Below are 22,540 nucleotides of genomic sequence, written 5' to 3' on the forward strand. Positions count from 1 at the left end.
AGCTCCCGGCCGGTCATGAGCAGGCCGGGAGCGACGGAGCCCGGCTCGTCGCCGGGGTTGGGCGTGATCCTCACGCGCTCGTTTCGGGGGAACCACCCGACACACTGAGAGCCGCCCGGCGGACACCCTCCGCCGGGCGGCTCCTCGCTTCCCTGGCGGCCTTCGCCACCGATCACGGAGCCGGCGGCCAGTGGTTCGTGTCTGCGTCGCGGGCCCGCGACGCACCCGCCGCCGTCTCACCGCGCAGGTCACCTCACCGCTTCACCGGTCAGCTCACCGGTCAGGTCAAGAGGCTTGCGGTCAGGCGACTTTAACGGCGGGTGCCGACCAGGTGCCGCAGGCGGCGGGGGAGACGGCGCCGTAGCCGCGTTTGAGCCAGTAGGCCCGGCTGGACCCCTTGCCGTGGGTGCGGTGGCCGTCATCGTCGTCACCGCTTGCCCGGGTCGCGTCCAGCAGCGCCGCCCAGTCGAGCTCGGAGCGGGCCAGGGAGCGCCAGACGCTACCCAGGAACACTCCGGACAGGCAGTCGGCCTGGAGTTCGTAGCGGCGCTTCAACCGGTCCGCGTGGGTACGGTCGGCGCGTGCCCTGGCCTCGTAGGAGCGGCGGATGCCGAGCAGGCTCTGCAGGTGGTGACCGTACTCATGGGCGGCCACCTTGAACGGGAAGAGGTCGGTCCTGTTCTCGATCCACCGGCCGGTCAGCGGGAAGACCACGGTGGAGCGCTCGGTGCAGTAGAAGGCGTCGGCGTACGCGGGCCAGCGCATCCCGCACACGGTGCTCGCCGGCTCCTCGAAGTAGCGGACGACGGGCTTGCGGAACGTACGCCCTGCCCGCTCAACATACGCACCCCACGACTTGTCCAGACATTTCACGACCGTCTGGAGGTACTCCCGGGTGCGCGGAACGCCGCCGGAGACGATCGGCGTCTCGGGGCATGAGGTCGCGGCCAGCTTGCCCACCTTCTTGGAGAACGGGCTGCGTACGGGCGCCGCCTGCGCGGGCGGGGCGGTCAGGCAGACGGACGCCAGAACCGCGGCGAGGGTCAGGACACGCGTCAACGGGAGGGATCGCACGATCGCCAGCTTATTGATCTGCAAAGTGTGACACGATGAGAGAGCCATCCGGCGAAGCGCCTTTTCGCCGGGCGGCGAATCTTCTAAATCATGTCATTGATCCAGTCTGTGACTTCGCGCACGACCTCGTCAGGAGCGATGCCGATCCGCATCGTGAACCGCTGCGGTGACACACTGCGGACGTGCTCGACCATGGCCCAGCTGGGCTTCTCCAGGCCGGTGCCGTCACAACTGATGGGGATGTGGTTGTCCCATCCCCGCTCGGTGGTGGTCAGCGGCACGATGATTTTGACTGCGGTCGCGGCGTTGAATCCATCGTTGCTGACGACCAGCACAGGGCGACGGTAGCCCTGTTCGCGGCCGGTCGGTTCGCCCAGGTTAGCGAGCCAGATCTCGCCCTGGATCACCCTCATCTCTCTCCTCGGGGAATGTGATGAGCCCCTCCCACTCCGGCGCGATGCGGGTGGAGCGTGGTCGTGGGCCTTGGACCAGCTCGGATTCAGCGAGATAGTCGGCCCAAGCTTGCGGGTCCTCTCGTCTGGTCTGCTCTATCTGCTCCGCGACGCGCTGCCAGCGGTATTTCTTCTCCATCTCCCGGATGGCCTGGTCGATGATCGCGGTCATGGGTTCACCTGCCTTCTTTGCGAGTGCGGCGATCCTGTCTCGGGTTCTGACGCTGACGCGAATAGTCGTTGCCTTTGGCTTCATGGCCATACTCCTGACACTACGTCGGCGTCTGTAGGCAAGGCTACATCTCGACGGTCACTCTGGCATCAGGAATGGCAACAGAGAGTAAAGCTGGTTGACTCTCCTGCATGACTGATACGGCATTGCTGCTCATCGTGGGTGGTCTGGCGGTTTTTGCGGGCGCGATCGTGCAGGGTGGGGTGGGTTTCGGGCTGGGGCTGGTGGCCGTGCCCGTGCTGACGATGATCGAGCCCGGCCTGATGCCGGGCGCCGTGCAGATGGTCAACCTGGCGATGCCGCTGTTCACGCTGGCCTCGGAGTGGCGGCGGGTGGAGTGGCGCGGAGTGGGGTTCGCACTGCTGGGCAGACTGCCGGGCAGTGTCATTGGTGCAGTTATTGTTGTCTACACATCCATCTACGCCAGGAGCGTCTTCGTGGCGGGCATGGTGGTGATCGCCGTGCTGCTGACCGCCAGGGCGATGAGCGTGCCGCGCACCGGCGCGACGCTCACCTCCGCCGGTTTCGTCTCCGGCATCACCGGCACCGCGACGGGCATCGGCGGGCCGCCCATCGCGCTGGTGTACCAGAGCGCCAAGGGTCCGCAGATCAGGGCGACGCTCGCGATGTTCTTCTGCCTGAGCGCGCTGCAGTCGCTGGGGATCCTGGCACTGGTGGGCGAACTGCCCGTGCAGGCAGTGGCGGCGGGGGCGACGCTGGTCGTGCCCATGGCCCTCGGGTTCCTGGCGTCGGGGCCGCTGCGGCGCTACCTCGACGGCGGCAGGGCCCGGACGGCCGTGCTGGTGGTGGCGACCGCCTCGGCGCTCGCCCTGATCGTGCAGAACGTCGTCATCGGGCCGCCGTGACGACGCGACGGCCCGGGTTGGTCGCTGTGGCGATGGCGCGGCTCAGGCGGGTCGTCGTGACGGTGCGACGGCTCAGGTTGGTCGCTGTGGCGGTTCAGGCGTCGCTCGGGCCGGGGCGCCAGCCGGTGCGCTGGGCCCAGGCGTCGGCGCGTCGCACGATGTCCCACACGTACGGCTCCTTGGCCGCGACGTACTCCTCCCGCGCGTCCCGGAACCGGTCGGCGCACCGCCGTTTGGCCTCGGCGAACTCGCTCGCGGCGGCGGGATGGGCGCGCAGGTAGTCGCGGAACAGCAGCGGCAGTTGCTGGGAGAAGCTGCCGTGCTCGCGCACGTGGACGTGGGTCCTGCGATGGCCTGGCGCCTCGCGGAAGTAGCGTTTGGTCAGCTCGGGGTTGCCCGCCCGGTGGACCAGGCCGACGAGCTCCAGCGGACGCTTGAACGCCGCGAGCGGTTCGAGTGAGCGCACCGCGATCTGCACGTCGATCACGGGCTTGGCGGCCAGGCCGGGCACCGACGTCGAGCCGATGTGGTCGATCCGCACCGCGACGGAGCCGAGCGCCGCGCGCATCGTCCGGCCGAGCGCGGCGAAGTCGGCGGGCCAGCCCGGGTCGTGGTCGACGATCTCGACCGGATCTGCCATGTCCTGATTGTCGCCGATCCCGCCCCCGGCGCGCGTCGAGGCCTCCGTGTTTCCTGATTGTTACTAGAAACAACAAACTACCGCGCCACTGGGTCTTCCCATGCAGGCGATCCCGGAATACGTTGCCGCAAACAACATTCATCCGGGCCCCTCCGGAAGAAAGGACCCTGCACCATGCGCAAGGGGATCCTCAGCCTGACCGCCGCGGCAGCCGCGCTCGCTCTCGGTCTCACCGCCTGCGGGGGCGAAAGCGGTCAGACCACGTCGACGACGGCCTCCGCCACCGCCTCAGCGGCGCCCGCGGGCAAGATCGGCGTCATCCTGCCGGACAGCAAGTCCTCGGCCCGGTGGGAGACGGCGGACCGTAAGTACCTCGAAGAGGCGTTCAAAGCCGCCGGCGTCCAGTACGACATCCAGAACGCCCAGAACGACAAGACGGCGTTCCAGACCATCGCCGACCAGATGATCACCAACGGCGCCACCGTCCTGATGATCGTCAATCTGGACAGCGGCACCGGCAAGCAGGTCATCGAGAAGGCCAGGTCGCAGGGCGTGGCCACCATCGACTACGACCGGCTGACGCTCGGCGGCGGCGCCGCGTACTACGTCAGCTTCGACAACACCAAGGTGGGCCAGCTCCAGGGCGAGGGCCTGGCCAAGTGCCTGACCGACAAGAAGGCGGACAAGCCGATCGTCGCCTACCTCAACGGCTCGCCGACGGACAACAACGCCACCCTGTTCAAGGCCGGGTACGACGGGGTGCTCAAGCCCAAGTTCGACGCCGGCGAGTACGTCAAGGGACCGGAGCAGTCGGTGCCCGAATGGGACAACACCCAGGCCGGGACGATCTTCGAGCAGATGCTGACCCAGCAGCCGAAGATCGCCGGAGTCCTGGCCGCCAACGACGGCCTCGGCAACGCCGCCATCACCGTGCTGAAGAAGAACAACCTCAACGGCAAGGTGCCGGTCACCGGCCAGGACGCCACCGTCCAGGGCCTGCAGAACATCCTCGCCGGCGACCAGTGCATGACCGTCTACAAGGCCGTCAAGAAGGAGGCCGACGCCGCGGCCAAGCTCGCGGTGGCGCTGGCCAAGGGCGAGAAGCCCACGGCGAGCAGCAGCGTCAAGGACCCGGAGAGCGGCCAGGACGTGCCCGCCGAGCTCATGGAGCCGCAGGCCATCTATTTCGACAACGTCAAGGACGTGGTGGCCGACGGCTTCGTGACCAAGGAGGAGCTGTGCACGGGTGACTTCGCCGAGAAGTGCACCGAGGCAGGAATCGAATAAGAACAAGGGGTACGGCCCGTGTCACGAGCGCGGCCGTACCCTCCCTTAGGGAGCCCCATGACCCCCCTCCTTGAAGTGCGCGGGATAGACAAGAGCTTCGGCCCGGTGAAGGTCCTGCACGAGGTCGAGCTCTCGGCGTACGCCGGCGAGGTCACGGCGCTGGTGGGCGACAACGGCGCCGGCAAGTCGACGCTCGTCAAGTGCGTCGGCGGGATCTACCCGATCGACGACGGCGAGATCCGCTTCGACGGCCGCCCGGTCCATGTCCACAGCCCGCGCGACGCGGGCGAGCTGGGCATCGAGATCGTGTACCAGGACCTCGCCCTGTGCGACAACCTCGACATCGTCCAGAACATGTTCCTCGGCAGGGAGCGCAGGCGCGGCCCCCTGCTCGACGAGGACAGCATGGAGGAACTGGCCGAGCGCACCCTCAGCAGCCTGTCCGTGCGCACGGTGAAGTCCATCAGGCAGCAGGTCTCCAGCCTGTCCGGCGGGCAGCGGCAGACCGTGGCCATCGCCAAGGCCGTGCTGTGGAACAGCAAGGTCGTCATCCTCGACGAGCCGACCGCGGCCCTGGGCGTGGCCCAGACCGCGCAGGTGCTCGAACTGGTGCGCAGGCTGGCCGACACCGGGCTGGCCGTCGTGCTCATCTCGCACAACATGAACGACGTGTTCGCCGTCTCCGACCGGATCGCGGCGCTCTACCTCGGCAGGATGGCCGCCCAGGTCAAGACCGCCGACGTGACGCACGCCCAGGTCGTCGAACTGATCACCTCCGGCCGCAGCGGCGATCTCGGCCTCAAGAACGGGGTCACGCCATGAACAAGGTCAAGGAACTACCCGGCGAGGCGATCGTCGCGGCGTCGCAGTCACCGTCGATCGGCAACAGTTTCCTCGCCTACGTCCAGCGGGTGCGGGGCGGTGACATGGGCGCGCTGCCGGCCGTGCTCGGCCTGGTGGTGCTCTGCGCGGTCTTCGCGGTCGCGCGGCCCTCGTTCGTCACCGCGATCAACTTCGCCAACCTGTTCACCCAGGGCGCCGCGATCACGCTGATCGCGATGGGGCTGGTGTTCGTGCTGCTGCTCGGCGAGATCGACCTGTCGGCCGGTTTCGCCAGCGGTGTGTGCGCGGCGGTGCTCGCCGTCACGCTGACCAGCGCGGGCCTGCCCTGGTACGTGTGCGTGGTGGCCGCCATCGTCACCGGCGTGCTCATCGGCATGGTGCTCGGCACCCTGGTCGCCAAGGTGGGCATACCGTCGTTCGTGGTGACGCTGGCGGCGTTCCTCGCCTTCCAGGGCCTGGTCCTGGTGCTGGTCGACGAGGGCACGAACATCTCCATCAGGGACGGCGTGATCGTCGCCATCGCGAACAGGAACCTGCCGCCGTGGCTGGGCTGGGCGCTCTACGCGTTCTGTGTGGCGGTCTTCGCGGGCGTGCAGCTCAGGCGGGCCAGGACCCGTGCCAAGCGCGGCCTGACCGCCGACCCGATGTCGTTGGTCGCGTTCCGCGTGGGCATGCTGGCGCTGTTCGCCGGGCTCGCGGTCTTCGCGCTCAACCTGGAGCGCAGCCGCAACCCCGAACTCGTCTCGCTCACGGGCGTGCCGATCGTGGTGCCGCTCATCCTGGTGCTGCTGGTCGTCTGGACCGTGGTGCTGCGCCGCACCGCGTTCGGCCGGCACCTGTACGCGGTCGGCGGCAACGCGGAGGCCGCGAGGAGAGCGGGCATCCCGGTCGACCGGCTCAAGATCAGCGCATTCGTGATCTGCTCCTCGATGGCGGCGATCGGCGGGATCGTGGCCGCGTCCAGGGCCAGCTCCGTCGACCCGAACACGGGCGGCAGCTCCGTCCTGCTGTACGCCGTCGGCGCGGCCGTCATCGGCGGCACGAGCCTGTTCGGAGGCAAGGGCAGGGTGCTGGACGCCGTGATGGGCGGCGCCGTGGTGGCCGTGATCGAGAACGGCATGGGCCTGATGGGGTATGGAGCCAGTGTCAAATACCTGGTCACCGGGTCCGTCCTGCTGCTCGCCGCGGGTGTCGACGCCATGGCGCGCAAGCGGGCGGCCGCCGCTGGTTTAAGGTGATCAGCGACTCGCAGCCCCTGAAGGAACCCCAGACCATGCGTGCCGGACCCTCTCAAGAGGACATCAGACGCCACAATCTCGGCGCGCTGCTCCGGCATGTTCATCTGGGCGGGCCGATCTCGCGCGCCGAACTCACCTCGAGGATGGGGCTCAACCGGAGCACCATCATGGCTCTGACCTCCGACCTCACCGCCGCCGGGCTGGTACGCGAGGAGCTGCCGCGCGAGACGGGCCGTGCCGGGCGGCCCTCGCTCGTCGTGCGGCCCGAGTCGGCGCGGGTCTACGTGTTCGCCTTCGACGTGGGCCCCGACCGGCTCGCGGCGGCCCGCGTCGGGCTGGGCGGGGTCATCCTCGACCGCAGGGAGGTGCCGCGCGACCGCGGCCGGTTCAAGCTGGACGAGCTGGCCGCGACGTTGTCCGGGTTCGCCCGGCAGATGCGGCGCAAGACCAGGGCCGACACCGTGTGCGTCGGAGCGGCGGCGGCCGTGTCCGGCGGCGTGCGCAAGGCCGACGGCGTGGTCACGTTCGGCCCCAACCTCATGGACGGGGAGGTGCCGTTCGGCGAGGAGCTGGGCCGCAGGCTGGGCCTGGGATTGCCGGTCAGTGTGGGCAACGACGCCAACCTGGGCGCCCTCGCCGAGCACAGCCGCGGGGTCGGCGAGGCCGTCAAGGACCTGATCTACCTGCACGGCGACGTCGGCATCGGCGGCGGGATCATCGCGGGCGGCCATCTGCTGGGCGGCCACGACGGCTACGGCGGGGAGGTCGGCCACATGGTCGTCAACCCGGGCGGTCGCGCCTGCGGCTGCGGCTCCAGCGGTTGCCTGGAGGCGGAGGTGGGAGAGCGGGCGCTGCTGGAGTCGGCCGGCCGGTTCGGCGCGCAGCAGGGCAGGGACGCGGTCAGGGCGGTGGTGGACGCCGCCGACCGGGGCGACATCGGGGCGCAGGAGGGCCTGAAGCGGGTCGGCGAATGGCTCGGTCTCGGCGTCGCGAATCTGGTGAACATCTTCAACCCAGAAATGGTGATCTTCGGCGGGATGTTGCGGGAGATCTATCTCGGCTCGGCGGCGCAGGTGCGCACGCAGCTGACGCTGCACGCGATGGCGCCGCAGCGTGATCGGCTGCGGCTGCGCACGTCGGCTCTGGGCGACGCCGCCACCCTGGTGGGGGCGGCCGAGCTCGCCTTCGCCCACGTCCTGTCCGACCCGCTGGAGGTGCTGGCCCGCGCCAACGCCTGAGGACCGCCGCGGGCCGCAGGTTCAGGTGACCTGGGAGTCGCCCGCCGTCCAGGTGTCGCAGAAGCCGGTCGCCCCGCCGCGGAAGCCGCGGTCCTGCCAGAGCGCCAGGTTGCCCGGTTTGCCGTGGGTCTCGCTCTCGTCCGCTGCGCTCACCGCCTCGGTCCACGTCTTCCACTCGATGCCGGGGTCGATCGAGTCCAGCGCGGCGCTGTAGAAGACGCCCGCGTAACACTCGGCCTGCATCTCCAGCCGGTGGCTCAGCAACGTCCGCGCGCTCGCCGAGGCTGGCTGGTAGAGCGCCTCGTGCGCGCCGAGCACGCCGGTGAGCTGCTGCACGTGGTGTCCCCACTCGTGGGCGATGGAGTGGGCGATGTTCATCCTGAACGGGTCACGCAGCTCGTGCGGCATGATCCGGACGGCGATCGTCCGCTGCTCGGGGCAGTACTGCGCCCCGTTACCGGTGATCTTGCCGCACACCGAGCCGGTTCCCGTCGTGATCGTGACCGTGGGCGGGGTGTAGGCCAGGCCGGCCACGGCGAACGTGACGGCCCAGAACCGGTCGGCGCAGTCGGCCATCGCGCGGTGGAACGACCTGAGCGAGGCCACGCTGCCCGGCCGGATCGCCGGGACGTCGCACTCCAGCGGCATCGTCATTCCGCTCATCTGGCCGGAGAGCCCGGCGTGCGCGGTTCGTCGCGCCGCGCCGGCGGGGCTCGGAAGGAGCAGGGCCGCGACCATGCACATGGCTACCGCTAAGTGGGATAAGCGCACGATGGCGGATCATAGATCATCGTACGTTACGTGACGCGGAGGCCCAGGTGTTGCACGCGCCGGGCGTGCCGCGTTCGAACCCGCGGGACATCCAGGCCGCCTGCGTGGGCCCCCTGCCGTGGTCGTTCTGGGGCCAGCCCTTGGCGCCGTTCTTCCTGAACCACTCCACGGTGTAGGCCCAGTCGGCGTCGGAGACCAGGTCCGAGCCCCGCATCGTGCTCATGAAGGCGGCGGAGAAGCACTCCGCCTGGAGTTCGGACTTGCGCGAGAGCTGCAGCCGTCCGGCCTTGCCCGCCAGGGTCCTGGCCGTCCAGTAGTAGGTCCAGATGCCGGAGATCTGCTGGACGTGGTGGCCGTACTCGTGGGCGATCAACCGGGTGATCCCGAGCGGGAACGGGTTGCGCAGCTGGTCCTTGGTGATCATCAGGTACATGGTGCGGTCGGTGGAGCAGTAGACGCCGTCGGCGCCGGCGTTCCACACCCCGCAGGGCGTCTTGACTTTCCGGGTGATGATGCGCAGACGCGGTTTGGTGAAGGTCATCTCCGCCTTGCGGAACTGCGCGCCCCACACCCGGTTCAGGCACGCGGTCACGCGGGTCAGAAAGCGCCGGTACGCGGTGATGCTCCTGGCAGGCAGGCTGCCGGGCCGGCAGTTCACGTCGGTGAGCCGCCCGGTCCTGTAGAGCGGATTCCGCGTCGCCGACGCCCGGTCGAGGTCGGGTGCCCCTCCCTCCCGGTCCGGGGCCCGGGACGGCGGGGCGGCGAGCTGCTGGGCCCCGTTGCGTAACCCGTCCTCCGTCATGGTCACGTCCACCAGAACGAGCACCAGACCGGCGGCTGCCAGGGCAAGAGCGAGCGCGGCCGCCACAAGTGCTGCGAGTTTAGTTTTGGGGACGGAGTTCATAGGTACCGAAAGAGTAGGTCAAGATCGGACATACCGGGGTGGGTTTGACTCGATGGAGTCAGTGAGGCGTCCGCGAACTACACTCGGGGAATCGGCGGACAAGAGCATGAGGGGAGTCGGATCCGTGAGCGGGTTGCTGGGCTCGGTAAAGGGACCGCAGGACGTCAAACGGCTCACTGTGGAGGAGTTGCCGCGGCTCGCGGGAGAGATCCGTGACCTGCTCGTCGACTCATGCGCGAAGTACGGCGGCCACCTCGGCCCCAACCTCGGCGTGGTCGAGCTGACCATCGCCGTGCACCGGGTCTTCGACTCGCCGGACGACCCCGTCGTCTGGGACACCGGCCACCAGGCGTACGTGCACAAGCTCCTCACCGGCCGCGCGTCCGGGTTCGACGCGCTCAAGCAGGAGGGCGGCCTGTCGGGCTATCCGAGCAGGGCCGAGTCCGACCACGACTTCGTCGAGAACTCCCACGCCTCGACCGCGCTGTCCTACGCCGACGGCCTGGCCAAGGCGTTCAAGCTGCGCGGCGAGCGCGACCGCACGGTCGTGGCGGTGATCGGAGACGGCGCGCTGACCGGCGGCATGGCCTGGGAGGCGCTCAACAACATCGCCGGCGCCAAGGACCTGCCCGTCGTCATCGTGGTCAACGACAACGGCCGCTCCTACTCGCCCACCATCGGCGGCCTGGCCTCCCACCTGTCCTCGCTGCGCGTCAACCGCCACTACGAGGACGTCCTCGAATACGTCAAAGACAAGATCGGCAACGTTCCCGTCCTCTACGACGCGCTCCACGGCTTCAAGAAGGGCGTCAAGGACGTCATCGCGCCGCAGGTGATGTTCGAGGACCTCGGCCTGAAATACGTCGGGCCCATCGACGGCCACGACGAGCAGGCCATGGAGGCCGCCCTGCGCAAGGCCCGCGGCTTCCGCGGCCCGGTCATCGTGCACGCGCTCACCCAGAAGGGCCGCGGCTACGCGCCCGCGGAAGACCACGACGAGGACCAGTTCCACTCGCCCGGCGCCTTCGACCGGCTCACCGGCGCGGAGAAGCCCAAGGGCCGCATCTGGACCAACGTGTTCAGCGAGGAACTCGTCCGGCTCGGCAAGGAGCGCGACGACCTGGTCGCGATCACCGCGGCCATGCTCCACCCGACGGGCCTCAACGCGTTCGCCGAGGCCTACCCCGACCGCATCTACGACGTCGGCATCGCCGAGCAGCACGCGCTCACCAGCGCCGCAGGGCTCGCCCTCGGCGGCATGCACCCGGTGGTGGCCGTCTACGCCACCTTCCTCAACCGCGCGTTCGACCAGCTCCTCATGGACGTCGCCCTGCACCGGCTCCCGGTCACCGTCGTGCTCGACCGGGCGGGCGTCACGGGCGACGACGGCGCCAGCCACAACGGCATGTGGGACCTGTCCATCCTCCAGGTGGTGCCCGGGCTCAGGGTCGCGGTGCCGCGCGACGGCGACCGGCTGACCGAGCTGCTGCGCGAGGCCGTGGAGGTCTCCGACGGCCCGACCGTGCTGCGTTTCCCCAAGGGCCCGGTCGCCGAGGCGCTCGACGCGGTGGGCCGGCTGGGCGAGATGGACGTGCTGCGCGCCCCGAAGGGCGACCCGGAGGGCGATGCCGCGGCCGGGCCCGACGTGCTGCTGGTCGGCGTGGGCCCGATGGCGCAGGTCTGCATGGACGCGGCGGTCCTGCTCGACGCCCAGGGCATCGCGACGACCGTGGTGGACCCCCGCTGGGTCAAGCCTCTCGACGAGGCGCTCGTCCCCGCGGCGAAGGAGCACAAACTGGTGGCCGTCGTCGAGGACAACGGCCGGGTGGGCGCGGTGGGTGACGCCGTGGCCCGGCTCCTGCGCGATGCCGACGTCGACGTGCCCGTCCGCACCTTCGGCATCCCGCAGGAGTTCCTCGACCACGCCAAGCGGGCCGCGATCCTCGGCCGGATCGGCCTCACCGGTCAAGACCTCGCCCGCCAGATCACCGAGGCGGTCGCCAGGCGCGCCCAGGCCGCCGAGCCCGCCCGCCACTGAGCACCTCGGGGGCTGACCTCGGCGGCGCATGACAGCCGAGGGCGTGGGCAGATCGCTGAGCGTGGACATCTTTCGCACGAAGAGCGTCGAGCAGTCGATCCGCGACACCGAGGCCCCCGAGCACCAGTTGCGCAAGCGCCTGACCGCCACGGACCTGACGGTCTTCGGCATCGGCGTGATCGTCGGTACGGGGATCTTCGTGCTCACGGGACAGGTCGCCAAGGAACTGGCCGGCCCGGCGGTGGCGATCTCCTTCGTCGTCGCCGCCGTCGTGTGCACCCTGGCGGCGTTGTGCTACGCCGAGTTCGCCTCCACGATCCCGGTGGCCGGCTCCGCCTACACCTTCTCCTTCGCCACCCTGGGGGAGTTCCCCGCCTGGGTGATCGGCTGGGACCTGGTCCTGGAGCTGGCGCTGGCCGCCGCCGTGGTGTCGGTGGGCTGGTCGGGCTATTTCGCCTCGATGCTGGCGTCCGCCGGCCTCGAGCTGCCCGCCACGATCGCCGGCGACGACCCCGTGATCAACGTGCCCGCCGTCGTCATCGTCGCCGTCCTCACGACGATCCTGGCGGTCGGCATCAAGCTGTCCTCGCGGGTCAACCTCATCCTCGTGATCACGAAGGTCGCCGTGGTGCTGCTGGTCATCGTGGCCGGGCTGTTCTTCGTCAAGGGGGCCAACTACACGCCGTTCATCCCCGACCCGGTGGCCACGCCGCGCGTGGAAGGGCTGAAAGCGCCGCTCATCCAGGTGATGTTCGGCATCACGCCGGTCGCGTTCGGCGTGATCGGCGTCTTCTCGGCCGCGGCGATCGTGTTCTTCGCGTTCATCGGATTCGACATCGTGGCCACCGCCGCGGAGGAGACCGTCACGCCGCAGCGCGACGTGCCGCGCGGCATCATCGGCTCGCTGGCGATCTGCACGATCCTGTACGTCGCCGTCTCCCTCGTCGTCGTCGGCATGCAGCGCTACAGCGAGCTGAGCACGTCGGCGCCGCTGTCGGACGCCTTCATCGCGGTCGGCCACCCCTGGCTGGCCGGGATCATCAGCGTGGGCGCGCTGGCCGGCCTGACGACCGTGGTCCTCGTGCTGCTTCTTGGCCAGACCCGGGTGCTGTTCGCGATGTCCCGCGACGGGCTGCTGCCGCGCACGATGGCCAAGGTCAATCCGCAGTTCGGCACGCCGGTCCGGCTCACGATCCTTATCGGGCTGGTGACGATGGCGCTGGCCGGGTTCGTGTCGTTCGGCGAGCTGGCCGAGCTGGTGAACATCGGCACGCTCTTCGCGTTCGTCGTGGTGTCGATCGGCGTGATAGTGCTCAGGCGCACCAGGCCGGACCTGCCGCGGGCCTTCAGGGCGCCGCTGGTGCCGGTCCTGCCGATCCTGTCGGTGCTGGCCTGCGTCTACCTGATGCTCAACCTGCCGGTGCAGACGTGGCTGCGGTTCGTCATCTGGATGCTGATCGGCATCGTGCTCTACTTCACCTACGGCTACTGGCACAGCAGGACGGCGATGCCGTGGCAGAAGCGCGGCCGCTGAGCGGGGGGTGGGGCGCGGGCCACCCCCATGCCTGGGTCAGAGCGCGGCCACGGCCCCGGTCGCGGCCTTGGCCTGGCAGCCGTTGGCGTAGACCTTCCCCCACTTCACCGTCTTGCCGTACCACCGGCCGACGACCGCGATCACGTGCGGCTGGAACTCCTTCGTGCACGCGGCGTTTGGCGAGACGTTGAGCTTGGCCGGGTCGCCCCCGACCCGGCGCAGCTGGCGGCAGGCCGTGCGGGCGTCGGGGTGGGAGCCCCCGGTGGGCGCGCAGTGGAGCCAGGCGGTCTTCGTGGCTCCGCCCTTGACCGAATTGACGATCTTGAGCTGCACCTTGGGGTCGCGCGCCGCCACGGCGGGCGACGACGCGCCCGCCAGGAGGACTCCGCAGAGCGCGATGGTGCCGGCTGCTCTCAACATGGTTACTCTCCGTTCGTAGGACGGCACCAAACGCTACGGCGGAGGAGGGTCCGGCGCGCGGAGGCCCGCCGAGCGGGCTCCCGCAAAATCACGCGTGAGCTCACGCGGGCATCGAGGCCACGCCCGGGGCGAGGAAGCAGGGCTGCGCGATGCCGGACCTGTCCAGGTACGGCGTGATGCCGCCCAGATGGAACGGCCAGCCGGCGCCGAGGATCATGCACAGGTCGATGTCCTGGGCCGCCGCGACGACGCCCTCGTCCAGCATGATCCGGATCTCCTCGGCCAGCGCCCCCAGCACCCGCTCGCGCACCTGCTCGGCGGTGGACGCCTGGGAGCCGCCCGCGAAGAGCGCCACCGCCTCCTCGTCGAGCGTGAGGTCCGGCAGGTAGACGCCCGGCTTGCCGGCGGCGACCAGCTTGGCCAGGTTCGCCGAGACGCCGAACCGTTCGGGGAACGCCTCGTGCAGCGTCTCCGCCACGTGCAGGCCGACGGCGGGCCCGACCAGCTGCAGCAGCGCGAACGGCGTCATCGGCAGGCCCAGCCCGTCGAGCGCGTGCTCGGCCGTCTCCAGCGGCGTGCCCTCGTCCACGGCCGCCACGACCTCGCCCATGAAGCGGGTCAGCAGCCGGTTGACCACGAACGCCGGAGCGTCCTTGACGAGAACCGACGACTTCTTCAGCGTCCTGCCCACCGCGAACGCCGTGGCCAGCGTGGCGTCGTCCGTGGCGGCGCCCCTGACGATCTCCAGCAGCGGCATGACCGCGACCGGGTTGAAGAAGTGGAACCCGACCAGCCGCTCGGGGTGCGCGAGGTCGGCGGCCATCGCGGTCAGCGACAGCGAGGAGGTGTTCGTGGCCAGCACGCATTCGGCCGGGACCACCGCCTCCACCTCGGCGAGGACCTGCTTCTTGACCGCCAGGTCCTCGAAGACGGCCTCGATCACGAAGTCGGCGTCGGCGAAGGCGTCCTTGGCCGGCGAGCCGGTCACCAGCGACGTGAGCCGGTTGGCCTGGTCCTGCGAGACGCGGCCCCTGGCCAGCAGCTTGCCGATCTCGTCCCGTACGTACGCCACGCCCTTGTCGAGCCTGGCCTGGTCGAGGTCGGTCAGCACGACCGGCACCTCGAGCCGGCGTGCGAACAGCAGCGCCATCTGCGAGGCCATCAGGCCCGCGCCGACGATGCCGACCTTGGTGACCTTGCGGGCCAGGGAGGGGTCCGGCGCGCCCGCCGGCTGCTTGGCGCGCCGCTGCACCAGGTCGAACGCGTAGAGCCCGGCCCGCAGCTCGTCGCCCGTCAGCAGGTCGGCCAGCGCCTCGTCCTCGGCGGCGAACCCCTCGTCGCGGGTGGCCGTGCGGGCCCGCGCGATCAGGTCGAGCGCCCGGTAGGGGGCGGGGGAGGCGCCGCGCAGCTTCATGTCGACCAGGAACCGCGCGTCGCCGACCGCCTTGTCCCAGCCGTCGTGCTGGGGCCGCTCCACGACCACCTCGCCGTTGATCACCCGGGCGGCCCAGCGCAGCGACTCCTCCAGGAAGTCGGCCGGCTCGAACACGGCGTCGGCGACGCCCAGCTCGTACGCCTCCCTGCCCCTGGTCAGGCGGTTCTGCGCCAGCGGGTTCTCGATGATCAGCTTGACCGCGTTCGCCGGGCCGATCAGGCGCGGCAGCAGTTGCGTGCCGCCCCAGCCGGGTACCAGGCCGAGGAAACACTCCGGCAGCGCCACCGCGGTCACGCCCGAGGAGATCGTCCGGTACGTGCAGTGCAGCGCGACCTCGAGCCCACCTCCCATGGCGGCGCCGTTCACGAACGCGAACGACGGGATCGGCAGCTCGCCGAGCCGGCGGAACACGTGGTGGCCGAGCGCGGCGACGGCCAGCGCCTCCTCGCGGGTGGCCAGCGCCGCCGCGCCCTTCAGGTCGGCGCCGACGGCGAAGATGAACGGCTTGCCCGTCACGCCCACCGCGGCCAGGTCGGTGCGCTCGGCGATCTCCGACAGGGCGCCGTTCAGCGCGAACAGGCCGTGCGGGCCGAACGTGTTCGGCCTGGTGTGGTCGAAGCCGTTGTCCAGGGTGATCAGCGCCATGGTGCCCGCGCCGCCGGGCAGGCGCACGTCGCGTACCAGTGCCTTGGTGACGACCTCGTCGGCGGCGCGCTCGCTCAGCAGTGCACGCCAGTTCTCCAGCTCGCTCATGCCAGGTTCTCCCAGATCACAGTGCCGCCCATGCCCAGGCCGACGCACATCGTGGTGATGCCGTAACGCACGTCAGGACGTTCGCCGAACTGCCGCGCGAGCTGCGTCATCAGCCGCACGCCCGAGGAGGCCAGCGGGTGGCCGTAGGCGATGGCGCCGCCGTAGGGGTTCACGCGGGGGTCGTCGTCGGCGATGCCGAAGTGCTCGAGGAACGCCAGCACCTGCACGGCGAACGCCTCGTTGATCTCGAACAGCCCGATGTCGGAGATGTCCAGGCCGGCCAGGCGCAGCGCCCGCTCCGTGGACGGGATCGGCCCCACGCCCATGACCTCGGGGTCCACGCCCGCGAACGCGTACGACACGAGCCGCATCCTCGGCGCCAGCCCCAGCTCGTCCGCGGCCTCCCTGGCGGCCACGACGCAGCCGGTGGCGCCGTCGTTGACGCCGGAGGAGTTGCCCGCCGTGACGTTGCCGTGCGGACGGAACGGCGTCCTGAGCGTGCTCAGGCCCTCCATGGTCGTGCCCGGCCTGGGTGCCTCGTCCTCGACCGCCAGGCCCCAGCCCTTCTCCGCCGTCCTGGTCGCGGCCGGCACCAGGTCGGGCTGGATCCTGCCGTCGGCGTAGGCCTTGGCCGCCCGCTCCTGCGACAACACCGCGTACGCGTCGGCGCGCTCCTTGGTGATCGACGGATAGCGGTCGTGCAGGTTCTCCGCGGTCATGCCCATCACCAGGGCGCTCGGGTCGACCAGCTTCTCCGACAGGAAGCGCGGGTTCGGGTCGACGCCCTCGCCCATCGGGTGGCGGCCCATGTGCTCGACGCCGCCGGCGATGGCGACGTCGTACGCGCCGAACGCGATGCCGCCCGCGACCGTGGTGACCGCGGTCATCGCGCCCGCGCACATGCGGTCGATCGCGTAGCCGGGCACGGTCTTCGGCAGCCCCGCCAGCACCGCCGCCGAGCGGCCGATGGTCAGGCCCTGGTCGCCGATCTGCGTGGTCGCGGCGATGGCGACCTCGTCGACGCGCTCGGGCGGCAGGCCGGGGTTGCGCCTGATGAGCTCGCGGATGACGCGGACGACCAGGTCGTCGGCGCGGGTCTCCGCGTACAGCCCTTTCGGGCCCGACCGGCCGAAGGGCGTGCGCACGCCGTCGACGAACACGACGTCACGAGAGGAAGGCACGGATTCGCTCCTCGTTGGCTGAATGGGTTCCGCGCCTATGCTACTCGTCGGTAACTACTCCGAGGACGAGGGCGGCCGTCAGCAGCGCGTACACCGCCGCCGTCGCCGGCTCCCAGAGATGGGCGCGGGCCGCGAGCAGGGCGGCCACCGCCACGGCCGCGCCCGCCCAGAGCACGCGCGTCCGGAGCGCTGCCGCGCGCCGGCGCGTGCCCTGACCCGGATCCCACGGATCGCCGGGGGAGGAGCCCGATCGCCTGGCGCGCGCCAGCAGCACCAGCGCGTCACGGGACCACCACAGCAGGAACAGCACCCCCGCCCCGCAACTCGTCACCGCCAGCGCCTCGACTGCCCAGCTCAGGTCGTCCGCGACGGCGTACAGGGCGGCCTGGTCGAAGAAGGCCGGCGTGGTGCCGCCGAGGAGCAGCGTCACGGCCCAGCCCGCGGCGACGGCGAGCCGGCTGAACGGTCGTGTCCCGCCCGAGCGCGCGGCGCCGTACAACTCCTGCTCGCGCCACCGGACCAGGCGGGCCCGCACGCCCCAGACGTACTGGGTGGCGGTCATCGCGGGCAGCGCCGCCGCGAGGGCCACCAGGGACAACACCGCGAGCGGCACCGTCTGCTCCCTGGTCGGCGCCCGGTCGGCGAGCAACTGGGCGGTGGTCAGCACCGCGATCGAGGCGGACAGCGCGACGAAGGCGCGGTGGCGGGCGGCCCTGGCGCGGGCCCGCAGCCCGGCTACCTGCTCGGCGCCTGGAGGGGACGCCATCTCGGTCAACAGCATGACCGTCATGATGGCGTCACCCCGCGTAGTGACGCCCGTGATTCGCGTCAATCACAGCATCCTGAGGGGACCGTCGCCTTCAGGCGATGGGTGACTCGGGAGCGGAGGGCCGTCAAGGCTCGAGCGTGCAGTGGCAGCGGTCGGGGCTCCGGGGGCGAGCCGCTGCCGCGTCAGGCCGTGACGCCGGCGTCCACGGGGATGGCGGCGCCCGTGATGGCACGCCCGCCGTCGCCGGCGAGGTGGGCGACGGTGGCGGCGATGTCGTCGGGCGAGCAGTACACGCCGAGCGCCGTGTAGCCGCGTTCCTCGTCGGCCTCCGGGCTGTCCGCGGGGTTCATCTCGGTGTCGGTGGAGCCGGGCTGCACGACGTTCGCGGTGATGCGGCGCGGGCCGAGGTCTCTGGCCAGGCCCTTGACGAGCCCGGCCAGCGCGGACTTGCTCATGGCGTACGCCGTCCAGCCCGCGTACGGTACCCGCTCGGCCAGGCTGCTGCCGATGAAGACGATGCGGCCGCCGTCCGGCAGGCGCCGGGCCGCCGCCTGCGCCAGCACGAACGACGCGCGCGTGTGCACGGCCAGCACCTCGTCCAGCTGGGCGAGCGTCACCTCCTCCAGCGGCCCGTACGGTGCGATGCCGGCGCTGCCCACCACCACGTCGAGCCGGCCCAGCTCGCGCACCGTCCGCTCTACCGCCTCGACCAGCTCCCGCGGGTCGGCGGCCTCGGCGCGCAGGGCGAGCCCGCGCACGCCGGCCGCCTCGACCTCCTTGAGCACGGCGGCGGCCCGGTCGCTCGCGCTTCGGTAGGTGATGGCGACGTCGAAGCCGTCGCCGGCCAGGCGCCGCGCGATGGCTGCGCCGATGCCCCTGCTGCCGCCGGTGACGAGGGCGACCTTGTGTTCCATGACTCCTCCTTCAAGCGGAATTCGTTCCGCTTCAGACATTAAGCGGAATGGATTCCGGATGCAAGCGGTGCAAGGATGGTGATCGTGAGACGCGAGCGCAGTGACGCGGCCCGCAACCGCGCGAAGATCCTCTCCGCGGCTGAGCGCATCGTGGCCGCGCACGGGGTGGAGGGCCTGTCCATGGCGGAGGTGGCGGCGGCGGCCGGAGTGGGTGTCGGCACGCTTTACCGGCGCTTCGGTGACCGGTCAGGGCTCGCGTACGCGCTCATCGACCGGCGCGAGAAGGCGTTCCAGGCGGCGTTCCTCGAGGGCCCGCCGCCGCTCGGTCCAGGGGCCGAGCCGGCCGAGCGCGTCAGGGCGTTCCTGCGGGCACTGGCGGACCGGACGGTCGAGCAGCTCGACCTGCTGCTCATGGCCGAGACGGCGAGCCCGCTGGCCCGCTTCGGCGGCGCGTACGACGCCTACCACGGCCATCTGGTCATGCTGATCGGCCGGATGCGCCCGGAGGCCGAGGCCCACGGTCTGGCCGACGTGCTGCTGGCGCCGCTGTCCGCCGAGTTGCTCGCCCACCGGCTCAGGAGGTGCGGGGTGAGCGTCGAGCGGATCACGTCGGCGCTCGACGAACTCGTGTCCGGTCTGGCCCGCTGACGCGCTCCCTGGAGGGGTTGGTTGTCCACCCGTGCGCGGGCTCTGGGACGCATGTTACACAGCGTGTTTTTAGGGAAACATGTGAAATTTCCGGACAAGTGATGGTCGTGTCTGCTAGGAAAGGGCGGGTCGTATTCGTATGAGAGAGGTTCCATCGTGGCGCGCGACGAGAACGACAGGCCATACGAGGATGGGCAGGGCAGGCCGCTGAACCCGGAGATGACGGGTGATGTGCTGTCCCCGCGGTGGAGCACTGAAGACACCGACGAGCAACCCGCCATCCAGGTGGTCGGCAACGAGACCTACATCCTTCCGCTGGAAAAGGGCGGCGAGCCCCAGTTGATAGAGCGGCGTGACGTCCTTGACGACCCCGGTCATCACGACGTGCTCGGCGGGACGACCTCGGCGTACGACGCCGGCGGCTCGCATGACGTGCTCGACGGGGGGAGCGGCCCGCGTGACGTGCTGGGTGGCGGCGATCCCCATGACGTGCTGGGCGGCGGGAGCGACTCCCACCGTGACGTGTTGAGCGGCTCCAGCGGGCACGAGTTCGCCGGCCCGAGCGGTCCGCATGATTTCGGCGGCCCGAGCGGCTCGCATGATTTCGGTGGTCCGAGTGGCCCGCACGACTTCGGCGGGCCCAGCGGCCCGCACGAGGTGCTCCGCGAGCCCGGTGGCTCCCGTCACGCCGACGACGAGCCCTCCTACCTCCCGCTCGACCGGGGCTACGAGACGGACGACCGCGACGACGACAAGCCCAAGCGCGGCTTCCTCGGCTCCGGCTGGACCGACGAATCCGGCGAGAGGCGTTCCTCCCGCGGCGGTGACGACGACGCCGGCGGCGGCGAGGGCGAGGTGCGGCACCGCACGCGGGTCCTGCTGGTGGCGGCCGCCGCGGTGGTGCTGGTCGGCGTCGGTGTGGGCTGGATGGTCACCGGTACGTCCTCCGACGACCCGTGCGCGGGCGGCAGGTGTGCCAGCGCCGGCGAGGTGACCGCGCCCTCCGACTCGGCCGTCCCCTCGGAGGAGGAGCAGACGCCGGTGGAGGAGGAGACCGACACCGAGCCCTCCGACCCGGCCGCCGACGAGCCCACCGACTCGGATCGGGCGCGCCCGGAGCGCCAGCAGGAGCAGACCCAGCCCACGCGTGAGCCGCAGAGCCGCCCGTCGCCCACGCGCGACATCGGCGACCCGACCACCAAGGCCAGCCCAAGAAACACCCGGGCCCCGCAGGACGAGATGCGGGACACCGACGTCTCGAGCGAGACGCGGGTGAACAACAGGGAGCCGAGGACCACCAGTCAGGAGTCGCAGGATCAGCCTCCCGCGACGCAGCCGACGCAGGCCCCGGTGCCCGAGCCCGAGCCTACCGAGGAGGAGCGTAAGGGGCTTCTCGACATCCTGTTCCCCTGGGCCTAGGGCCCGGGCGCAGGACAGACCACTCTCCGGGTGGGCCGCCGACCGCGGTCCACCCGTAGGATGCGGATCCAGGTCCTGGTCTGGCAGACTTGGAAACCGCTTTCCTGGGAGGTCTCGTGGTCACGCTTGAAGACGTCGCCAAGCAGGCGGGCGTCTCGCTGGCGACCGCCTCGCGGGTGCTCAACGGCAGCACCCGCCAGGTCGGCGCGGCCCTGCGGGCGCGGGTCGAGCAGGCGGCCGACGAGCTGGGCTACCGCGCCAACATCGCGGCCCAGACGCTGGCCCGCGGCGCGAGCAACGTCATCGGCATCGTCGTCCACGACCTGACCGACCCCTATTTCGCGGCCCTGGCCGACGGTGCCATGCGGGCTGCGGCCACCGAAGGCCTGCTCGTCATGGTGGGCACCACGCATCGTGATCCCGAGCAGGAGATCGCCTACGTGGCGACGCTCAACGCCCAGCGCGTCAGGGCGGTCCTGCTCGTCGGCTCGCGCGTGGCCGACCCGGCCGTCACCGGACGCCTGCGCGACGAGCTGGCCCGATACCAGGCGGGCGGCGGGCGGGCGGCCTGCGTGGGCCAGGACCTGCTCGGCGTCGACACGGTCGCGCCGGCCAACCGGCGGGGCGCGGCCGAGCTGGCCCGGGCCCTGGCCGAGCTGGGGCACAAGCGGTTCGCGGTGCTGGCAGGGCCCCCGCACCTGGTGACGGCGGCCGACCGCTGTGCCGGGTTCGTCGAGGCGCTGGAGGAGCTGGGGCTGCCCGCGCCGCAGGTGATCCACGGGCCGTTCGACCGCGACGGCGGCTACGCCGCGGCCTCGCAGGCAGGCGACGTGACCTGCGTGTTCGCGGTCAACGACGTGATGGCGGTCGGGGCGCTCGCGGCCTATCGGGAGCGCGGCGTCCGGGTGCCAGACGACGTCTCTGTGGCCGGGTTCGACGACATCGTCACGCTGCGTGATCACGTGCCCGCTCTGACGACCGTGCGCCTGCCGCTGAAGGACATGGGGGCACGGGCGCTGGAGCTGGCGCTGGGTGAAGGAGATCCGGTCGTGGTCGAGCAGGTCGCGGGCGAGGTCGTGCTGCGGGAGAGCGTGCGGAGGATGACGTGAGGCTGGCGGTCAGCACGCTGGGCATGCCCGGCGAAGGGCTCGACAGGGCGATCGAGATCGCGGCCGGAGGCGGCTGCCAGGGGCTCGAGTTGCGGCTGCACCCCGAGACCGGCGTGCACGCCGGCCTGGACGCCGCGGAGCGGCGGTCGGTGCGGGAGCGGGTGGAGCGGGCGGGCCTGGAAATCTCGGCCCTTGCTGGCTATGTCGGTGTTTGTGAGCCGGGTCCGGACGAACCCGTCGTCGCGGCGCTCCTCGCCGACCTGCGGCTCGCCGCCGACGTGGGCGCTCCCGGCGTGCGCGTCTTCCCTCGTGGCGACGATCCGGCCGTCGGCGCCCGCAGGCTCCAAGCGGTCTCCGGTACGGCGGGCGCCCTCGGCTGCCGCGTACTCGTCGAGACGCACGATGACATGGCCACCGGCGCCGCCGTGGCCGCCCTGCTCGCCGAGACGGGCTGCCCCGGGACCACCGGCGCGCTGTGGGACCTGCTGCACCCCTGGCGCAACGGCGAGCCGCCGGCCGACTCGCTCGCCGCGTTCGGGCCCCACCTCGCGTACGTCCAGCTCAAGGACGCGGTCTCGGCCCGCGACACCACGCCGGTGCCCCTGTGGACCGGGTCCGTGCCGCTCGACGAGGCCGGCGGGCTGCTGCGCGGCGCGGGCTACGGCGGCTGGGTGTCGCTGGAGTGGGAGCGCACGTGGTATCCGCAGGTGGCTCCGGTCGAGGAGATCCTGCCGGGCGCGGCCGACTGGGTGCGACGTTTCACCGCTTAGATGGG

At 70.9% G+C, this 22,540-nt stretch carries 22 protein-coding genes; 11 read left to right on the plus strand and 11 right to left on the minus strand.

All coding sequences use genetic code 11. From position 1 onward, the window contains the following. Positions 1-300: 300 nt before the first annotated feature. The 3 genes from ACTWPV_RS07640 to ACTWPV_RS07650 form a co-directional block, all read right to left on the minus strand. The gene (locus tag ACTWPV_RS07640) at positions 301-1,074 is read right to left on the minus strand and encodes a neutral zinc metallopeptidase (RefSeq protein WP_443151167.1); all 774 of its coding nucleotides are present in this window, start codon (positions 1,072-1,074) and stop codon (positions 301-303) included. Positions 1,075-1,157: 83 nt separating this feature from the next. Beyond that, complete coding sequence (locus ACTWPV_RS07645) at positions 1,158-1,487, minus strand: type II toxin-antitoxin system PemK/MazF family toxin (RefSeq protein ID WP_443151168.1); 330 nt, start codon at positions 1,485-1,487, stop codon at positions 1,158-1,160. Continuing rightward, on the minus strand, positions 1,453-1,698 hold the full coding sequence (locus tag ACTWPV_RS07650; protein WP_443151169.1) for a hypothetical protein: 246 nt from the start codon (positions 1,696-1,698) through the stop codon (positions 1,453-1,455). The genes ACTWPV_RS07645 and ACTWPV_RS07650 overlap by 35 nt, the downstream gene beginning before the upstream one ends. Before the next feature lie 191 nt (positions 1,699-1,889). Here ACTWPV_RS07650 and ACTWPV_RS07655 point away from each other — a divergent pair, with 191 nt between their 5' ends. Next, the gene (locus ACTWPV_RS07655; protein WP_443151170.1) at positions 1,890-2,624 is read left to right on the plus strand and encodes a sulfite exporter TauE/SafE family protein; all 735 of its coding nucleotides are present in this window, start codon (positions 1,890-1,892) and stop codon (positions 2,622-2,624) included. A gap of 94 nt (positions 2,625-2,718) precedes the next feature. On the opposite strand, the gene ACTWPV_RS07660 is transcribed toward ACTWPV_RS07655, so the two are convergent. Continuing rightward, on the minus strand, positions 2,719-3,264 hold the full coding sequence (locus ACTWPV_RS07660) for a GrpB family protein (RefSeq protein ID WP_443151171.1): 546 nt from the start codon (positions 3,262-3,264) through the stop codon (positions 2,719-2,721). Between the two features lie 174 nt (positions 3,265-3,438). Between ACTWPV_RS07660 and ACTWPV_RS07665 the strand changes: the two genes are divergently transcribed. From ACTWPV_RS07665 to ACTWPV_RS07680, 4 genes are read left to right on the plus strand one after another with little or no spacing between them, the layout of a single operon-like run. Beyond that, a complete protein-coding gene (locus ACTWPV_RS07665; RefSeq protein WP_443151172.1) occupies positions 3,439-4,551 on the plus strand; it encodes a sugar ABC transporter substrate-binding protein in 1,113 nt (370 codons plus the stop codon). 57 nt (positions 4,552-4,608) lie between these two features. Further along, entirely contained in the window at positions 4,609-5,373 is a 765-nt protein-coding gene (locus ACTWPV_RS07670) for an ATP-binding cassette domain-containing protein (RefSeq protein WP_443151173.1), read from the plus strand. Then, entirely contained in the window at positions 5,370-6,632 is a 1,263-nt protein-coding gene (locus tag ACTWPV_RS07675) for a sugar ABC transporter permease (RefSeq protein WP_347646791.1), read from the plus strand. Before ACTWPV_RS07670 ends, ACTWPV_RS07675 begins: the two co-directional genes overlap by 4 nt. Positions 6,633-6,667: 35 nt before the next feature. After that, positions 6,668-7,870 (plus strand): ROK family transcriptional regulator, encoded by a 1,203-nt coding sequence (locus ACTWPV_RS07680; protein WP_347646790.1) that lies wholly within the window; start codon positions 6,668-6,670, stop codon positions 7,868-7,870. Between the two features lie 21 nt (positions 7,871-7,891). Here the strand turns inward: ACTWPV_RS07680 and ACTWPV_RS07685 are convergent, their stop codons facing one another. Next, the gene (locus ACTWPV_RS07685; RefSeq protein WP_443151174.1) at positions 7,892-8,524 is read right to left on the minus strand and encodes a neutral zinc metallopeptidase; all 633 of its coding nucleotides are present in this window, start codon (positions 8,522-8,524) and stop codon (positions 7,892-7,894) included. A gap of 133 nt (positions 8,525-8,657) precedes the next feature. Next, a complete protein-coding gene (locus ACTWPV_RS07690; RefSeq protein ID WP_443151175.1) occupies positions 8,658-9,509 on the minus strand; it encodes a neutral zinc metallopeptidase in 852 nt (283 codons plus the stop codon). 142 nt (positions 9,510-9,651) lie between these two features. On the opposite strand from ACTWPV_RS07690, the gene dxs reads away from it, so the two are divergent. Both dxs and ACTWPV_RS07700 read left to right on the plus strand, forming a co-directional pair. Beyond that, positions 9,652-11,583 carry a 1-deoxy-D-xylulose-5-phosphate synthase gene (dxs, locus tag ACTWPV_RS07695; protein ID WP_443151176.1) on the plus strand — a complete coding sequence of 644 codons (1,932 nt, stop codon included), beginning with the start codon at positions 9,652-9,654 and terminating at the stop codon, positions 11,581-11,583. A 61-nt stretch (positions 11,584-11,644) separates the two neighbouring features. Further along, entirely contained in the window at positions 11,645-13,117 is a 1,473-nt protein-coding gene (locus ACTWPV_RS07700; RefSeq protein WP_443151459.1) for an amino acid permease, read from the plus strand. 36 nt (positions 13,118-13,153) lie between these two features. On the opposite strand, the gene ACTWPV_RS07705 is transcribed toward ACTWPV_RS07700, so the two are convergent. The 5 genes from ACTWPV_RS07705 to ACTWPV_RS07725 form a co-directional block, all read right to left on the minus strand. After that, positions 13,154-13,537 (minus strand): SSI family serine proteinase inhibitor, encoded by a 384-nt coding sequence (locus tag ACTWPV_RS07705; protein ID WP_443151177.1) that lies wholly within the window; start codon positions 13,535-13,537, stop codon positions 13,154-13,156. Positions 13,538-13,637: 100 nt separating this feature from the next. Beyond that, positions 13,638-15,725 carry a 3-hydroxyacyl-CoA dehydrogenase NAD-binding domain-containing protein gene (locus ACTWPV_RS07710; protein WP_443151178.1) on the minus strand — a complete coding sequence of 696 codons (2,088 nt, stop codon included), beginning with the start codon at positions 15,723-15,725 and terminating at the stop codon, positions 13,638-13,640. Next, positions 15,722-16,885, minus strand: a complete 1,164-nt coding sequence (locus ACTWPV_RS07715; RefSeq protein WP_347646992.1) for a thiolase family protein — start codon at positions 16,883-16,885, stop codon at positions 15,722-15,724. The genes ACTWPV_RS07710 and ACTWPV_RS07715 overlap by 4 nt, the downstream gene beginning before the upstream one ends. Before the next feature lie 61 nt (positions 16,886-16,946). Next, positions 16,947-17,687 (minus strand): hypothetical protein, encoded by a 741-nt coding sequence (locus tag ACTWPV_RS07720; protein ID WP_443151179.1) that lies wholly within the window; start codon positions 17,685-17,687, stop codon positions 16,947-16,949. 170 nt (positions 17,688-17,857) lie between these two features. Further along, entirely contained in the window at positions 17,858-18,589 is a 732-nt protein-coding gene (locus tag ACTWPV_RS07725) for an SDR family NAD(P)-dependent oxidoreductase (RefSeq protein WP_443151180.1), read from the minus strand. 75 nt (positions 18,590-18,664) lie between these two features. Here ACTWPV_RS07725 and ACTWPV_RS07730 point away from each other — a divergent pair, with 75 nt between their 5' ends. The 4 genes from ACTWPV_RS07730 to ACTWPV_RS07745 all read left to right on the plus strand — a co-directional run bounded on the left by ACTWPV_RS07730 (position 18,665) and on the right by ACTWPV_RS07745 (position 22,535). Beyond that, positions 18,665-19,237, plus strand: a complete 573-nt coding sequence (locus ACTWPV_RS07730; protein ID WP_443151181.1) for a TetR/AcrR family transcriptional regulator — start codon at positions 18,665-18,667, stop codon at positions 19,235-19,237. A 156-nt stretch (positions 19,238-19,393) separates the two neighbouring features. Then, positions 19,394-20,656, plus strand: a complete 1,263-nt coding sequence (locus tag ACTWPV_RS07735) for a hypothetical protein (protein WP_443151182.1) — start codon at positions 19,394-19,396, stop codon at positions 20,654-20,656. 116 nt (positions 20,657-20,772) lie between these two features. Next, positions 20,773-21,765 (plus strand): LacI family DNA-binding transcriptional regulator, encoded by a 993-nt coding sequence (locus ACTWPV_RS07740; protein ID WP_443151183.1) that lies wholly within the window; start codon positions 20,773-20,775, stop codon positions 21,763-21,765. Continuing rightward, positions 21,762-22,535: a sugar phosphate isomerase/epimerase family protein gene (locus ACTWPV_RS07745; protein WP_443151184.1), complete on the plus strand. Its 774-nt coding sequence runs from the start codon at positions 21,762-21,764 to the stop codon at positions 22,533-22,535. Before ACTWPV_RS07740 ends, ACTWPV_RS07745 begins: the two co-directional genes overlap by 4 nt. The last annotated feature ends 5 nt before the right edge of the window (positions 22,536-22,540 follow it).

This window comes from Nonomuraea sp. KM88, from assembly GCF_052245635.1.
Taxonomy (GTDB): Bacteria; Actinomycetota; Actinomycetes; order Streptosporangiales; family Streptosporangiaceae; genus Nonomuraea.